The 14,534-nt window shown below is 61.8% G+C and carries 13 protein-coding genes; 4 read left to right on the top strand and 9 right to left on the bottom strand.

Annotated features, from left to right (window positions below):
* Positions 1–16: 16 nt before the first annotated feature.
* The 4 genes from ACO07N_RS09580 to ACO07N_RS09595 are packed head-to-tail and all read left to right on the top strand — an operon-like array spanning position 17 to position 4,450.
* Positions 17–1,039: an ABC transporter substrate-binding protein gene (locus ACO07N_RS09580; RefSeq protein ID WP_421980798.1), complete on the top strand. Its 1,023-nt coding sequence runs from the start codon at positions 17–19 to the stop codon at positions 1,037–1,039.
* 38 nt (positions 1,040–1,077) lie between these two features.
* Positions 1,078–2,559: a sugar ABC transporter ATP-binding protein gene (locus tag ACO07N_RS09585; RefSeq protein WP_421980799.1), complete on the top strand. Its 1,482-nt coding sequence runs from the start codon at positions 1,078–1,080 to the stop codon at positions 2,557–2,559.
* A gap of 5 nt (positions 2,560–2,564) precedes the next feature.
* Complete coding sequence (locus tag ACO07N_RS09590) at positions 2,565–3,503, top strand: ABC transporter permease (protein ID WP_421984407.1); 939 nt, start codon at positions 2,565–2,567, stop codon at positions 3,501–3,503.
* A complete protein-coding gene (locus ACO07N_RS09595; RefSeq protein WP_421980800.1) occupies positions 3,500–4,450 on the top strand; it encodes an ABC transporter permease in 951 nt (316 codons plus the stop codon). The genes ACO07N_RS09590 and ACO07N_RS09595 overlap by 4 nt, the downstream gene beginning before the upstream one ends.
* Before the next feature lie 73 nt (positions 4,451–4,523).
* Here the strand turns inward: ACO07N_RS09595 and ACO07N_RS09600 are convergent, their stop codons facing one another.
* From ACO07N_RS09600 to ACO07N_RS09640, 9 genes are all read right to left on the bottom strand, one after another.
* Positions 4,524–5,579 (bottom strand): sugar phosphate isomerase/epimerase family protein, encoded by a 1,056-nt coding sequence (locus ACO07N_RS09600; protein ID WP_421980801.1) that lies wholly within the window; start codon positions 5,577–5,579, stop codon positions 4,524–4,526.
* A gap of 45 nt (positions 5,580–5,624) precedes the next feature.
* On the bottom strand, positions 5,625–7,217 hold the full coding sequence (locus ACO07N_RS09605) for a glycoside hydrolase family 43 protein (RefSeq protein WP_421980802.1): 1,593 nt from the start codon (positions 7,215–7,217) through the stop codon (positions 5,625–5,627).
* Positions 7,214–8,260, bottom strand: coding sequence for an L-glyceraldehyde 3-phosphate reductase (mgrA, locus tag ACO07N_RS09610; RefSeq protein ID WP_421980803.1), 1,047 nt, complete (start codon positions 8,258–8,260; stop codon positions 7,214–7,216). Before mgrA ends, ACO07N_RS09605 begins: the two co-directional genes overlap by 4 nt.
* Before the next feature lie 11 nt (positions 8,261–8,271).
* Positions 8,272–9,393: a Gfo/Idh/MocA family protein gene (locus tag ACO07N_RS09615; RefSeq protein ID WP_421980804.1), complete on the bottom strand. Its 1,122-nt coding sequence runs from the start codon at positions 9,391–9,393 to the stop codon at positions 8,272–8,274.
* A gap of 9 nt (positions 9,394–9,402) precedes the next feature.
* Positions 9,403–10,149: a sugar phosphate isomerase/epimerase family protein gene (locus ACO07N_RS09620; protein WP_421980805.1), complete on the bottom strand. Its 747-nt coding sequence runs from the start codon at positions 10,147–10,149 to the stop codon at positions 9,403–9,405.
* Positions 10,150–10,195: 46 nt separating this feature from the next.
* Positions 10,196–11,290, bottom strand: a complete 1,095-nt coding sequence (locus tag ACO07N_RS09625; protein ID WP_421980806.1) for an ABC transporter ATP-binding protein — start codon at positions 11,288–11,290, stop codon at positions 10,196–10,198.
* An 11-nt stretch (positions 11,291–11,301) separates the two neighbouring features.
* The gene (locus ACO07N_RS09630; RefSeq protein WP_306142785.1) at positions 11,302–12,183 is read right to left on the bottom strand and encodes a carbohydrate ABC transporter permease; all 882 of its coding nucleotides are present in this window, start codon (positions 12,181–12,183) and stop codon (positions 11,302–11,304) included.
* 49 nt (positions 12,184–12,232) lie between these two features.
* Positions 12,233–13,126 carry a carbohydrate ABC transporter permease gene (locus ACO07N_RS09635; protein ID WP_421980807.1) on the bottom strand — a complete coding sequence of 298 codons (894 nt, stop codon included), beginning with the start codon at positions 13,124–13,126 and terminating at the stop codon, positions 12,233–12,235.
* 135 nt (positions 13,127–13,261) lie between these two features.
* Entirely contained in the window at positions 13,262–14,494 is a 1,233-nt protein-coding gene (locus ACO07N_RS09640) for an ABC transporter substrate-binding protein (RefSeq protein ID WP_421980808.1), read from the bottom strand.
* Between the last annotated feature and the right edge of the window lie 40 nt (positions 14,495–14,534).

The raw sequence follows: 14,534 nt of genomic DNA on the forward strand, positions 1-14,534 counted from the left end.
TGACTGGGAGGAAATCATGAGAATACGTCAATCGATACTTCTTGCGACCACTGCTCTGGCCCTGACGGTCGCGGCCGTGCAGCCGTCTGTTGCTGACACGTCCGACAAGCGGATCGCGCTTTCGAACAACTATGCCGGCAACAGCTGGCGCCAGGCCATGCTCAAGTCCTGGGGAAAGAACGCCGAACAGGCGGTCAGCTCCGGCACTGTCGCCGCGGGCGACGCCTTTACCACCGCCGAGAACCAGGCGACGGAACAGGCGGCCCAGATCCAGAACCTGATCCTGCAGGGCTATGACGCCATCGTCGTCAATGCGGCTTCACCGACGGCGCTGAACGGCGCGGTCAAGGAAGCCTGCGATGCAGGTATCGTCGTCGTCTCGTTCGATGGTGTTGTCACCGAACCCTGTGCCTGGCGCATTGCGGTCGACTTCAAGAAAATGGGTGAGATCCAGGTCGACTACCTGTCCGGCCGGTTGCCGGATGGCGGCGAGCTTCTGGAAATCCGTGGCCTTGCCGGTGTCTTCGTCGACGACGAAATCCACTCGGGCATCGAGGCGGGCGTCGCCAACAACGACAAGTTCAACGTTGCCGGTTCCGTGCACGGCGAATGGACGCAGACGGTCGCCCAGAAAGCGGTTGCCGGTATCCTGCCGAGCATGCCGGAAATCGTCGCGGTCGTGACGCAGGGCGGCGATGGCTACGGCGCGGCCCAGGCCTTCGCGGCTGCGGGACGGCCGACACCGATCATCATCATGGGCAACCGCCATGACGAGCTGACCTGGTGGAAGGAACAGAAAGATGCGAACGGCTATGAAACCATGTCCGTTTCCATTGCGCCGGGCGTGTCGACACTGGCCTTTTGGGTTGCGCAGCAAATCCTCGACGGACAGGATGTTCCCAAGGAACTGATCGTGCCTTTCCTGCAGATCGACCAGGCGGACCTTGAAGAAGGGCTGGCCAACACCGAGCCGGGCGGCGTCTCCAACGTCGAGTACTCTCTCGATGACGCCAAGGCCTACCTGGAAAGCGTGAAGTAAGGCGTGCCGGTACCGTCCGTTCGATTTCCGGAGGAGCAATGACGACGGAAACTGTGAGCCCTCTGATTTCCCTCACGGGAATTCAGAAGGTCTTCGGGGCGGTACAGGCCCTGAGCGGTGTGGATCTCGACATCCACACCGGAGAGTGTCTCGGACTTGTCGGCCACAACGGCGCCGGCAAGTCCACCTTGATGAACATCCTGGCCGGGACCCTGGAGGCGAGTGGCGGCAGCCTGTCGATCGCCGGCACGGATCTCGGCCGGGGTTACGCGGTGCAGGATGCCGGCAGGCTCGGCATCCGCTGCGTCTTCCAGGAACTGTCGCTCTGTCCCAACCTGTCGGTTGCCGAGAACACGCGCATTATTCATCCGGTGCTCAAGGGGCTCGGCTGGAGGCCGCGCGCGGCCGCGCTGATCATGGAACGGCTCGATCTGATCTTCCCCGGGCACGGTGTGAGTGCTTTCGATATCGTCGGCGACCTGTCGATTTCCAAGCGCCAGATGGTCGAGATCGCGCGTGCCTTCACGGTCACGGAAACGCAAATCCGGCTGGTCATTCTGGATGAACCGACATCGTCGCTTGACGCTCGTGTTGCGGAGCAGTTGCTGGACTATGTCGGGCGGGTCACGGGAGAGGGCATCAGCGTGATCCTCATTTCCCATCTGCTCGGAGAAATCCTCCAGGTGTCCAGCAAGATCGCCGTCATGAAGGACGGCCGGGTCGTCGCCTTCAGGGACGCGTCGGGCTTCGACCGCGGCAGCCTCGTCGAGGCCATGGGCAGTACGGTCGTTGCCGGCGTTGCCCCGCGCAGGGATGCCGAGCCGCGCAAAGCCGTGAGCGAGGAGCGCATCCACATGCGCCCGCCCGAGCAGCCCGACGACCAGAGCATCAGGGCACAGGCCGGGGAAGTCGTCGGGTTTGCCGGACTGGCCGGTCAGGGCCAGACGGAGGCATTGCTGCAGATTTTCGATGGCCACGGTGTGCTGCCCTCCGGTGCGCAGGACACGGGCTGCTGCTTCATTGCCGGGGACAGGCAGGTTGACGGCGTTCTGCCGCTCTGGTCGATCCGGAAGAATATCGGCATCTCCTCGCTGAAAAGACTGTTGTCGGGCTTTCTGATCCAGAACGAAAAAGAACGCGAACTCGCCGATGCCTGGAAGGAACGGATCGGCATTCGGGCACCGGATGTCGAAGCGCCGATCCTGTCGCTCTCGGGCGGCAATCAGCAGAAGGTCCTGTTCGCGCGCGCGCTCGGGTCTGCGGCGGACATCGTCCTCATGGACGACCCGATGCGCGGCGTTGATATCGGCACCAAGAACGAGGTCTACGCCATCATCCGCCAGGAAGCGTCGCAAGGGCGCACCTTCCTTTGGTACACGACCGAAATGGAGGAGCTCGATTACTGCGACCGGGTCTACGTATTCCGCGACGGCGTCGTGAGCGAGACCCTGACCGGTGCCGAAATCACGGAGGAAAATGTTCTCAGGGCCTCGTTCAAACAGGTAAGCGGGGCGGCATGACGGCATTGGGATTTTTTGCTTCGGCCCGTTTCTGGCGGGGGGCGCTGCCGGCGCTGTCGCTGACCTTCGTCCTGCTTGGCGTGTTCTGGCTTCAGCCGCGCGCGATGAGCTATTTCGGACTGAATCTCCTGTTCAATCTGGCCGTGCCGATCGCGCTTGCGACCATTGCCCAGATGTTCGTGATCGCGGTCAATGACCTGGATCTGTCGATCGGCAGTTTCGTCTCGCTGGTCGCCTGTATCGGCGCGACCTGGCTGAACGAGACGCCACTTCTGGGCATTGCCGCCCTGCTCGGCTGCATTGCCGTTTATGCGGCCATTGGCGCGCTGATCTATATCCGGCAACTGCCGAGCATCGTGGTGACGCTCGGCATGTCCTTTGTCTGGTCCGGATGCGCGGTACTCCTGTTGCCCACGCCGGGGGGCAGTGCACCCGACTGGATCCGGTCGCTGGTCACCCTGAAACCACCCTATGTCCCGATGCCGCTGGTCGCGGCGGCGGTGCTGGCGCTTGTCGTTCATTTCGCGCTGATGCGCACGTCATGGGGCGTTCTCATGCGCGGTGTCGGCGGCAATGAAAGGGCGATCACGCGCGCCGGCTGGTCCGTCCTCAAATTGAAGATGACCATGTATGCCCTGACCGCGGTCTTCGGCATTCTGGCAGGCCTGACGCTGGTCGGGCTGGCGACTTCGGCAGACGCCAACATCGCGCTCCGCTACACGCTGCTGTCCATCGCCGGGGTCATTCTCGGAGGCGGCGAATTCGTCGGTGGCCGGATCTCTCCCGTCGGCGCGGTTCTTGGCGCGATGACCCTGACCCTGACAGCGTCGTTCCTGTCCTTCCTGCGTATCTCTCCGGACTGGCAGATCGGGGCGCAGGGCGCCGTGCTGATCATCGTTCTGGCGCTCAGGGCCATCGTCAACCGGCTGGAGGCGCGCAAATGAAACAGCTCGAAATGTACATGCGCCAACACCCGTGGAGCTGGTCTTTCCTGGCCGCGTTCCTGACCTGGGCCGTCACGGCTGCCTATATCAGCGGCACCGGGGGATTGGCGCTGGCATCGACCGCGCTCTCCTTCTCGACTTTCTTCGTGATGGTCGGCATCGGCCAGATGTTCGTGATCACGCTCGGGCCCGGCAATGTCGACCTTTCGATCCCGTCGACGATCACCCTGTCGGCGGTCGTGTCGATGATGGTTATGGACGGAACCAACGCGATGATCCTGCCGGGCATTCTGGCAGCGGTCGCCGTTGGCGTTCTGGTGGGTCTCTTCAACTACGGCCTGATCCGGGTGCTGACGATCCCGCCGATCATCGCCACCATGTCATCAAGCTTTCTGGTACAGTCGAGTGCCATCGCGCTGGGGCGGGGCGTCAAGATCAAGCCGCCGGCGGCGCTGGAATGGATTTCCACGGCGAAGATGATGGGCGTGCCGGTTCTCTCGCTCCTGGTGATTGCCTTTGCAATCGTCATGGCAGTCCTCCTGAACCGGACGGTCTACGGACGCTCCGTCACCGCCTTCGGCCAGAACACGCGGGCCGCGCGGCTGGCCGGTGTCCCGATCGAGCGCATTCGCTATCTGACCTATACGCTGTCCGCCGTGCTGGCCGCCGTGTGCGGTGTTTTCCTGGCCGGGTTCTCCGGGGGCTCGTCCCTGAACATGGGCGAGGAATACCTGCTTGCCTCGATTGCGGTCGTGGTGATCGGCGGCTCGTCCATCGCCGGCGGCAACTCCAACGTCCCGGGCATCTTCGGATCCGCGCTGTTCCTGTTTCTGCTCGTGGCAATGCTGAACACGTTCGGTGCCGCCGCCGGTCTGCGGCTGATCCTGACCGGCCTGATCATCGTCGGCGTGGTGACCTTTGCCGGCGGCCGCAAGGAAAGCCGCTAGCGGGAACAAGTTTCCGGCAAAAAGCCGGAGCCTTCCGAAAGGCCCCGGCGTGTCTTCCCACGTTTCAGGCGGTTCAGAGCCCGAGCATCTTGCGGATCTGCTCCTGGTCGGTATCACCCCCCGCAAAGTCATCGAATGCCTTGTCCGTGACCTCGATGATATGGCTCTCGATGAAGGGTGCGCCTTCGGCCGCCCCCTGCTCGGGTGACTTCAGGCAGCATTCCCATTCGAGAACTGCCCAGCTGTCATAGCCATGCTGGGCAAGCTTGGAGAAGATGCCCGAAAAGTCGACCTGGCCGTCGCCGAGCGAGCGGAAACGGCCGGCACGGTTCACCCAGCCCTGGTAACCGGAATAAACGCCCTGGCGGCCGTCCGGATTGAATTCGGCATCCTTCACGTGATAGGCGCAGATCCGTTCATGGTAGATGTCGATGAAGGCCAGGTAATCCAGTTGCTGCAGCAGGAAGTGCGACGGATCGTAGTTGATCTGGCACCGTGCATGGCCCCCCAGCGCCTCAAGGAACATTTCGAACGTGATCCCGTCGAACACATCCTCGCCCGGATGGATCTCGTAGCCGACATCGACGCCGTTGTCGTCGTAGACATCCAGGATCGGTTTCCAGCGCCGGGCAAGTTCGGCGAAGGCTTCCTCGATCAGGCCCGCCGGCCGCTGCGGCCAGGGATAGAGATACGGAAACGCCAGTGATCCGGTGAAGCTGACCGACGCGGTCAGACCCAGCCTCTTGCTGGCAACCGCCGCCTTCTTCATCTGGTCGACCGCCCATTCCTGGCGCCCTGCCGGATTGCCGTGAAGGTGCGCCGGGGCGAAGCCGTCAAAGGCAAGGTCATAGGCCGGATGAACCGCGACCAGCTGGCCTTGCAGGTGGGTCGACAATTCGGTGATCTCCACACCCGCGTCCGCGCAGATACCTTTGACCTCGTCGCAATAGGCCTGGCTTTCGGCCGCCTTGTCCAGATCGAAAAGCCGGCTGTCGAAGGTCGGGATCTGGATGCCCTTGTACCCGAGATCCGCCGCCCATTTCGCGATCGCGGGCAGGCTGTTGAAAGGCGCTTCGTCGCCGCCGAATTGCGCCAGGAAAATTGCGGGTCCCTTGATCAGTCCTGCCATTCTTGTCCTCCCAGTTGTTCTTGAACGGGCAGCGCGTCCGCGCCGTCAGGTTCCTTCAGGTGCATAAGTGAACCGGTCGAATTCCGCTGTTTTGCCCCCGCCGGTCACGTCGAAGGCAAGCATGCCCACGAAGGCCCCGGTGAAGGATGCATGTTCTCCACGGCCACCTTCGTCCGAAATGACGCTTGCATCAAGCTCCGGTCCGATGGGTTGCCAGCCGCCCTGCTGGCGCCAGTGGAATTGCTGGCGCGCACCGTCGACCGTTACCGCAAGGTCGATGGGGCCATCGTCGATAGGGACAAACGCCGCCGGAAAGGTCATGCGCCCGTCGGGCCAGTCGCCGGGACAGGACATCAGCATCAGGCAGCGGCCCTGCTCCTCGGTCCGGCTGACCGCAAGCAGGTGAAACTTGTGCCGGTTGTAGTAGGTCGCCAGCCCCGCTGCCTGCTGATAGGTGTCCGGTTCGAACGCAGTCAGCGTGGTCTCCGCACGATAGGCGTGGTGTTCCTGTCTGCGCGCGATCAGCGCCTGTTCGTTCCAGCTTCCGACGCTTTCCCGTCCGGTGAGACGCAGGGCTGAGCCGGTCAGCGAAAACAGCCGGTCGGGATAAGGTGTCCTGAGCCACTGGAATTCCTCCGGCAGAATGGTGCCGTTGAAAACGCGCTCAATCCTCCGGACCGGTCTCGGGCTTGCGTTGCCGAGACCAGGGACGTCGACCCGGGGCAGCGGGCCGTCGTCCGCAAGGTACAGCCAGTCGTTTTCCCAGACGCATTTCTGCAAACCCGTTTCCCGGCCCATGGGCGAAAAGCGTCCGGGCAATGGCCGGGAGCAAAGATGCGTGTGGTAGGTCTGGCCATCCGGCGTTTCGACGATCTGGCCGTGGCCGGCCCGCTGCAGCGGCCAGTCCGGTTCGTCCTTTGCCGTGATCAGATGCGTGTCGGGATGCAGCTCGTAAGGGCCGTCGATGGAGCGGGACCGCGCCATGGTGACGGCATGATTGTAACCCGTTCCGCCTTCCGCGACGGTGAGATAGTACCAGCCATTGCGTTTGAACAGGTGCGGCCCCTCCGTCAGACCGAGCGGACTGCCGGAGAAGATCTTCTTCGGCTGCCCGATCAGGCCTTCCTTTTCCGACCACTCCTGCAGCAGGATGCCGTCAAAGGCGGAGGCCTTGGGTTTGCCACCGACGGAACTTGAAATGTGGTTCCACTGGAGCACGAGGTACCATCTGCGGCCGTCGTCGTCGTGAAACAGCGACGGATCAAACCCGTGCGAGGAGAGATAGATCGGATCGCTCCAGGGGCCATCGATCGAGGCGGACGTCACCACGTAGTTGTGGGCGTCCTTGAAGTTGCCGTCCAGGCGCTTGACGTCGGTATAGACCAGCCAGAACCATCCGTCCGCATGGCTCAGGCACGGCGCCCAGACACCGCCGCTGTCCGGGTTGCCGCGCATATCGAGCTGTTTCGCCCGGTTCAGCGGCCGGCCTGCAAGGGTCCAGTTCACCAGGTCTTTCGACTTGTGGATCTGGACGCCCGGATACCATTCGAATGTCGATGTGGTGATGTAATAGTCATTGCCCACGCGGCAGATCGAGGGATCCGGATTGAACCCCGGCAGGATCGGATTGCGGATCATTTTCGGGACGGTCCCGGCCGCTCGGACGAGGCCGCCCAAAGGTTGACATTCGCCTCGACTGTCGTTGCCTCGATTTCCTGCAGTTCCGCTTCGGTGAACTCCATGTTGTTGACGACCGCAGCGCAATCGCTGACCTGCTCGGGCCGGCTGGCGCCGATGAGCGCCGTGGTGACCCGCCCGTTGCGCAGAACCCACGCGAGGGCCATCTGTGCGAGCGTCTGCCCGCGGCGTTCGGCAATAGCGTTGAGGGCGCGGATCGCATCGAGCGTCTCCTCGCTCAGAAATTCGTTCCGGAGGGACTTGCCCTGTGTTGCCCGGCTGCCTTCCGGAATGCCCTTGAGATACTTGTTGGTCAGCATGCCCTGAGCCAGCGGCGTGAAGGCGATGGAGCCGATGCCGAGATCGTCCAGCGTGTCGAGAAGGCCGTCCTCTTCGACCCATCGGTTGATCATCGAGTAGCTCGGCTGATGGATCAGGCAAGGTGTGCCGAGGTCCTTCAGGATCGCGGCCGCTTCCCGGGTCCGCTTGGAATTGTAGGACGAGATGCCGACATAGAGCGCACGCCCGGACCGGACGATATGGTCGAGCGCCATCATGGTCTCTTCCAGCGGTGTGTCAGGGTCGAAGCGGTGCGAATAGAAAATGTCGACATAATCGAGCCCGAGCCGCTTCAGCGATTGATCGCAGGAGGCGATCAGGTATTTCCGGCTGCCCCATTCTCCATAGGGACCGGGCCACATGCCGTAGCCGGCTTTGGACGAGATGATCATCTCGTCCCTGTAGGGTGCGAAGTCCGTTTTCAGGATGTCCCCGAAGGCTTCTTCTGCCGAACCCGGCGGCGGACCGTAATTGTTGGCAAGATCGAAATGCGTGATGCCGTGATCGAAGGCGGTGCGCACGATATCGCGTTTGCGTGTATGCGCCGTGTCGCCCCCGAAGTTATGCCAGAGGCCGAGCGAGATCACCGGCAGTTTCAGGCCGGATCTCCCGCAGCGGCGGTATTCCATGGTGTCATAACGTGCTTGTGCGGCTTGCCAGGTCATGAGGATTCCTATTACGCTAAGAGGTCCTGCGCCGCCTGGGGTCCAAGAGCCTCGGGCCGGTCGCATGTGGTGAGAATATCCTTGTACTCACCCGTCTCGCCGGAAGCGAGAATTGATGTCATCACATCCACGACATGCAGAGAGAATTCCAGCGAACACCTGTGCGGCCGGTTCTGTAGGATGGCGAGCGCCATGTCCGCAAGACCGGCTGCCCGGTAGTTGGCATGGGATCCGTCATTGGCAACGGAGAACGGATGCTTCCAGTCTTCCGAAACCGTGACGAAGCTGTCCCTGGCGGTCATGCGGATTTCCCCGCCGAAGAAGTTCGGATCCGGAACGTGCAGGGTGCCCTCGCGGCCGTAGAGCTCCATGTTGGAATGGCCGTGCTGCCAGACGTCCCAGCTTGCGCAATAGGTCACCTGCGCACCGGACTGGAACTGCATGACGGCATGGATCGTTGTCGGGGTCTCGACCTTGATCTTTTCGCCGTTGCGCGGCTCGGAGGTGATCGTGCGGTACTCGGAGCCCGAGGAGCTCATGGCCGTGACGCGCTTTACCGGGCCCAGCAGCTGGACGAGATTGGAGACGTAGTAGGGGCCGAGATCCAGGATCGGGCCGCCACCCGGCTTGAAGAAGAAGTCCGGGTTCGGATGCCACATTTCCATGCCCGGGCTTTGCACGAAGCAGGTGCCCGAGGTGACGGCACCGACGGCACCGCTGTCGACCAGATGTCTGGCCAGCTGATGCGCCCCGCCCAGGAACGTGTCGGGTGCAGAGCCGACGCGGAGCCCTTTTTCGGCTGCCAGCTTCTGAAGGGTCTGGCCTTCCTCGACGCTGAGCACGAACGGCTTTTCCGAGTAGACGTGTTTTCCGGCCTTCAGGATGTTGCCGGAGACCTCGTAATGCGCGGCCGGCACCGTCAGGTTGACGATGATGCCGATGTCGTCAGCGGACAGGAGGCCGTCGACGGTTTCGGCCCTGAGGTTGAATTCTTCGGCACGTGCCTTTGCCGCATCCTCGTTGAGGTCCGCGCAGGCGCGCACTTCGATCCCTTTGAAGAGAGGCGCCAGACGCATGTAGGCAGCGGAGATGTTTCCGCATCCCAGGATGCCGATACCAAGCTTGTCTGTCATGTCTGATCCTTAGAAATTCCGGAATGCTTCGATTGAACGGCTTGCAAACCGTTCGACGTCGGAGGGGTTGTCGTGCTCCATCACGAACAGGTCAACGCCGGCTTTGCGCAGGGCGGCCGTGAGACCCGCCCAGTCCATGAAACCATGGCCGACATCGGCCCAGCCGTCCTCGTCGGTGCACTCGCCTTGCGGCGCAATGTCCTTGACGTGGGCGGTGGTGATACGGTCGGCGTAGCGATCGATCCATGTCAGCGGGTCCTGTCCGCCGCGAACGATCCAGGCGATATCGGCTTCCCATTCGATCGAGGGCGCGCTGTCGAGCAGGATGTCCATCGGCAGCCGTCCGTCCGTGCACGCAATGAACTCGAAATCATGGTTGTGCCAGCCGAAACGAAGCCCGGCATCGCGCAATTTCTTGCCGATGTTCTCGAGGTTCTGGCCGACGCTGACCCAGGCATCCGGATTGCTGACGCGCTGCTCCGGCGGAAGCGCCGGGCAGAACAGGCGTTCCATGCCGAGGGTCTTTGCCGTCTCGATGACGCGGCCGAGATCGTCGTTGAATTGTTCCAGAGGGAAAAAATGCCCGGACGGCATCGCAAGACCGTTCTGGTCGAGCAGAGCCTTGAAGGCGGCAGCGTCTTCGTAATTGCCGCCGAAGCCTTCCACCTGCGTGTATCCGAGACCGGCAAGGTTTTCGAGCACCTTGTTCCACGGAGTGAAGTTGCGGGCCGAGTAGAGTTGGAAAGAAACGTCCATGACGGGTGTCCTGAAGGTTGGAGCCTGAGTGTCTTTAGAGTGTCGGTCAGAGCCGGTTTTCGGTTATCTTGTCGAAGAGGTTGGCGCGTTCCGGATCGAAACCGATCGCGATTCTGTCGCCGTCGCGCACGCTCGCCTGTCCGTCCATCCGAACCCAGAGGGACCGGCCTCCGCTGGAAACACGTGCGAGCGTGTCCGATCCGAGCGGTTCGACCAGTTCGATGTGCCCGTCCAGCCGGATTTTCGCATCCGCTGCTTCGGGGCCGGTGATCATGTGTTCCGGGCGGATCCCGAACCATGCGGGTCCCTGGACCGGTGCGGCGTCCCGAAACCCGTAGCCGTCGAGCGGAAACGCGTGATCGCCGGTTGAAAAGCGCAGCCCGTCTCCCGCTATGATTTCGCCATCGAAGAAGTTCATGGTGGGCGAGCCGATGAACTCGGCGACATACTTGCTCGCAGGCCGGTTGTAGATCTCATGCGGCGTTGCAAGCTGCAGGATCTGGCCGCCGCGCATGATCGCGATGCGGTCCGCGAGTGTCATCGCTTCGATCTGATCGTGCGTGACGTAGATCATCGTGTTGCTCAGCTTCTGATGGAGCTGCTTGATCTCGACCCTGAGATCCGCACGCAGCTTTGCATCGAGATTGGAGAGCGGTTCGTCGAACAGGAAAACGTCCGCATCGCGCACCAGTGCCCGCCCGATCGCCGCGCGCTGCCGCTGTCCGCCGGACAGAGCGGCGGGTTTGCGCTTCAGCAGGGGTTCGATCTGCAGGATCTTTGCGGCGCGGTTGACCCGTTCCTCGATTTCCGCCTTGGGCAGACCGGCATTCTTGAGGCCGAAGCTGAGATTGCCGGCAACGGTCATCTGCGGGTAGAGCGCGTAGCTCTGGAACACCATGCCGATGCCGCGCTTCGACGGTTCCTCCCAGGTGACGTTTCGTCCGCCGATGAAGATCTGGCCGTCCGACACATCCAGGAGCCCGGCGATACAGTTCAGCAGCGTTGACTTGCCGCAGCCCGATGACCCGAGCAGAACGAGGAATTCACCGCGCCCGACATCGAGATTAAGGTCCTTCAGAACGTCCAGCGAGCCGAAGCTGAGCGCCAGGTTCTTGATGGAGATGCTGTGGTTGTTTTCCATGGAACGCCTCTTCAGCCTTTCACGGCGCCGGCGGCAATGCCGCGGACAAAGAGTTTGCCGGAGATGAAATAGATGGTGAGCGGAACAAGTCCGGTCAGGATCGTCGCCGCCATGTTGACGTTGTATTCCTTCACGCCCTGCGTGGAGTTGACGATGTTGTTGAGCTGGACCGTCATCGGATAGAGATCCGGCTTGGTGTAGATGACACCGAACAGGAAGTCGTTCCAGATGCCGGTCACCTGCAGGATCATTGCGACAACGAAGATCGGCAGGCTCATTGGCACCATGATCCGGAAATAGATGCCCCAGAAACCCGCACCGTCGACGCGGGCGGCCTTGAACAGTTCCTGCGGAACCGACGCGAAGTAGTTCCGGAACAGCAGCGTGAGGATCGGCATGCCGAAGATGGTGTGGACGATCACGAGGCCGGTAAGGCTGCCGTAAAGCCCGATTTCGCGCAGCATGATCACGATCGGATAGATCATCACCTGGTAGGGGATGAAGGCACCGACGATCAGGATGGTGAAGAAGGTCTCCGAGCCCTTGAAACGCCAGTTTGCGAGCGCGTAGCCGTTGACCGATGCGATTGCGATGGACAAGAGGACCGAGGGGATCAGGATCCGTACCGAATTGAAGAACCCGCGCGACAGCCCGTCGCAATTGAGACCCGTGCAGGCTTCGGCCCAGGCCTTCACCCACGGCTGGAAGGTGATCTCGACGGGTGGCGAGAAGATGTTCCCAAGGCGGATCTCCGGCATGCCTTTCAGCGACGTGACGATCATCACGTAGAGCGGCAGCAGATAATAGAGAGACACGATGATCAGCGTGCCGTAGATCATGATGTTGCGGCGCGACAGGGCCTTACGCGGTTTGCGTCCGCGTGGTCCGGTCATCTCCGGCTGCGCGGAGCCAACTTGGAGTTCCGCAGAGGTCTTGGTGACGTCACCCACGGCGTTTCCCTCCGAATTCGAGATAGGCCCAGGGCACGACGATTATGATGACGGACAGCAGCATCATCGTCGATGCTGCAAAGCCCTGTCCGAGGTTCTGCGACAGGAACATGGCGTCGTAGACGTATTTCGCCGGCACTTCGGAGGCAATTCCCGGACCGCCGCCGGTCTGGGCCACGACGAGGTCGTAAACCTTGATGATGCCGGATGCGATCAGGACGATGGCCGTGATGAAGATGCCGCGCATCATCGGAATGACGATGAAGATATAGGTCTTCCACATCGGAATTCCGTCGATCTTCGCGGCCTTCCAGATATCCTCGTCGATTCCCCTGAGACCGGCCAGCATGAGGCACATGATCAGACCTGTGCCCTGCCACAGGCCCGCAATGAGAATGCCGTAGATGACGATTTCCGGATCGTAGAGCGGATCGAAGGAAAAGCTCTCCCAGCCGAGATTGCGCACCACCCGCTGCACGCCGAAATCCGGGTTGAGGATCCATTGCCAGGCAAGGCCGGTCACGATGAAGCTGAGGGCGAACGGATACAAAAGAACTGTGCGGAACGTGTCCTCGAAGCGGATCTTCTGGTCCAGAAGCGCTGCCAGGACAAAACCGATCAGCAGCGAGAAAACCAGCGAAAACGCGCCGTAAATGGCCAGGTTCTCGATGGAGATCAGCCACTTGCTGCTGCTCCACAGGCGTTCGTACTGGGCGAATCCGACGAATTTTTCCTTTGGCAGAAGTTTCGAGCTGGTGAACGAGTAGAGAACCGTCCAGGCGGTTCCGCCGATGAAGACGACAAGCGCTGTCGTGATCATCGGTATCGCGGCCACTTTGGCACTCAGGTTCTTGTGCCACCTTGTCGGCCCTGTAGCTGCAGCCATGGCATTGTGTCCTTGTCGAAGAAGTCATCCGGCACGCACCAGGGATTCCCTGCGCGCAAGTCTGCGCGCAGGGCTGGAGGACGCCGCCCGGGCGAGCGTTGACGACGACTGTCCGGGCGGCGGAGCGCTACCGGATCAGTCGGCGCTGCTGATGATGGACGCGAACTGTTTCTGCGCGTCTTCAGCAGACATTCCCGGATTGTTGAAGAACTCGACGAACAGGTCGTTGACCTGGGTCAGGCTGTCTGCCGAGAGCAGCTGGTCCGGTGCCTGGATGATGTTGCCGCCGGCCAGGATGTCGAGGCCCTTGCGCATGCAGTCATTGGCTGCATTGAGGTCGACGTCGCCGCGTACGGGCAGCGATCCCTTCTTCAGGTTGAACGCAACCTGGGTTTCCGGCGAGATCATGACCTTGGCCAGTTCACCCTGGGCGGCGGTGACGTCGGCATCATCCACCTTGGGGAAATAGAACGCATCGCCGCCGGTCATGATGACTTCGTTGACACCCAGACCCGGCAGACAGGTGTAGTCCTTGCCGGCCACCTGTTCCGCGACGGCAAATTCACCCTGCGCCCAATCGCCCATGATCTGGCCCGCGGCCTTACCGGTGATAACCATGTTGGTGGCATCGTTCCAGTTCTGGACATTGGAGTTTTTCGCCATGTCGCGCGCCTTGTCGGCCGCGGCAAAAACCTTGGCCATTTCCGGCCCTCCGGCGAGTTCGGCATCCTTGCCGCCGAAGACGGCGGTATAGGCTTCCGGGCCTGCCAGGGCGACAAGAAGCACCTGGAATGCCAGGGTGGTCTGCCAGGGCTGCTGCCCCATCGCCAGGGGAACGATGCCGGCTTCCTCGAGTTTCGGCGCGGCCGCAACGTACTCGTCCCAGTTAGTCGGAACGGCAAGTCCGGCATTCTCGAATACGGAATTGTTCAGCCAGAGCCACTGCTGGGAGTGGATATTGACCGGAACGCAATAGATCTTGCCGTCAAGCGTGCAGCTGTCCAGCAGGCTCGAGGGGCGCACGATCTCCGCCCAGTTGCCTTCCGACGCGATGTCGCTGAGATCGCGCATCAGTCCGGCTTCGACCAGTTCTTCCGCCTGGCGGCCGTGGTTGAACTGCGTGGCGCCCATCGGGTCACCGCCGGTGATGCGGCTGATCATGATCGGCCGGGCGGTGCCGCCGGAACCGGCGATAGCGCCATCGACCCACTTGTTGCCTGTCGCGTCGAACGCTTTTGCAAACTCGGCAACGGCCGCGGCCTCGCCGCCGGACGTCCACCAGTGCGTGACTTCAAGATCTGTCGCGTGCGCGGCAGTGGCGGCACAAAGAGCCGTGGATGCGGCAAAGATTACGCGTAGTGCTTTCATATTCTCCTCCCACCGAACCGGAAAATGTTCGATTGATCTC

The sequence above is a fragment of the Roseibium sp. genome (assembly GCF_965229775.1).
Classification (GTDB): domain Bacteria; phylum Pseudomonadota; class Alphaproteobacteria; order Rhizobiales; family Stappiaceae; genus Roseibium.

Bases quoted from the DNA above. Each gene is read 5' to 3' on its own strand.
- ACO07N_RS09640 (WP_421980808.1), bottom strand. From the start codon at position 14,494: ATGAAAGCACTACGCGTAATCTTTGCCGCATCCACGGCTCTTTGTGCC.
- ACO07N_RS09595 (WP_421980800.1), top strand. From the start codon at position 3,500: ATGAAACAGCTCGAAATGTACATGCGCCAACACCCGTGGAGCTGGTCT.
- ACO07N_RS09585 (WP_421980799.1), top strand. From the start codon at position 1,078: ATGACGACGGAAACTGTGAGCCCTCTGATTTCCCTCACGGGAATTCAG.
- ACO07N_RS09625 (WP_421980806.1), bottom strand. From the start codon at position 11,290: ATGGAAAACAACCACAGCATCTCCATCAAGAACCTGGCGCTCAGCTTC.
- ACO07N_RS09605 (WP_421980802.1), bottom strand. From the start codon at position 7,217: ATGATCCGCAATCCGATCCTGCCGGGGTTCAATCCGGATCCCTCGATC.
- ACO07N_RS09580 (WP_421980798.1), top strand. From the start codon at position 17: ATGAGAATACGTCAATCGATACTTCTTGCGACCACTGCTCTGGCCCTG.
- ACO07N_RS09600 (WP_421980801.1), bottom strand. From the start codon at position 5,579: ATGGCAGGACTGATCAAGGGACCCGCAATTTTCCTGGCGCAATTCGGC.
- ACO07N_RS09630 (WP_306142785.1), bottom strand. From the start codon at position 12,183: ATGACCGGACCACGCGGACGCAAACCGCGTAAGGCCCTGTCGCGCCGC.
- ACO07N_RS09615 (WP_421980804.1), bottom strand. From the start codon at position 9,393: ATGACAGACAAGCTTGGTATCGGCATCCTGGGATGCGGAAACATCTCC.
- ACO07N_RS09635 (WP_421980807.1), bottom strand. From the start codon at position 13,126: ATGGCTGCAGCTACAGGGCCGACAAGGTGGCACAAGAACCTGAGTGCC.
- ACO07N_RS09620 (WP_421980805.1), bottom strand. From the start codon at position 10,149: ATGGACGTTTCTTTCCAACTCTACTCGGCCCGCAACTTCACTCCGTGG.
- mgrA (WP_421980803.1), bottom strand. From the start codon at position 8,260: ATGACCTGGCAAGCCGCACAAGCACGTTATGACACCATGGAATACCGC.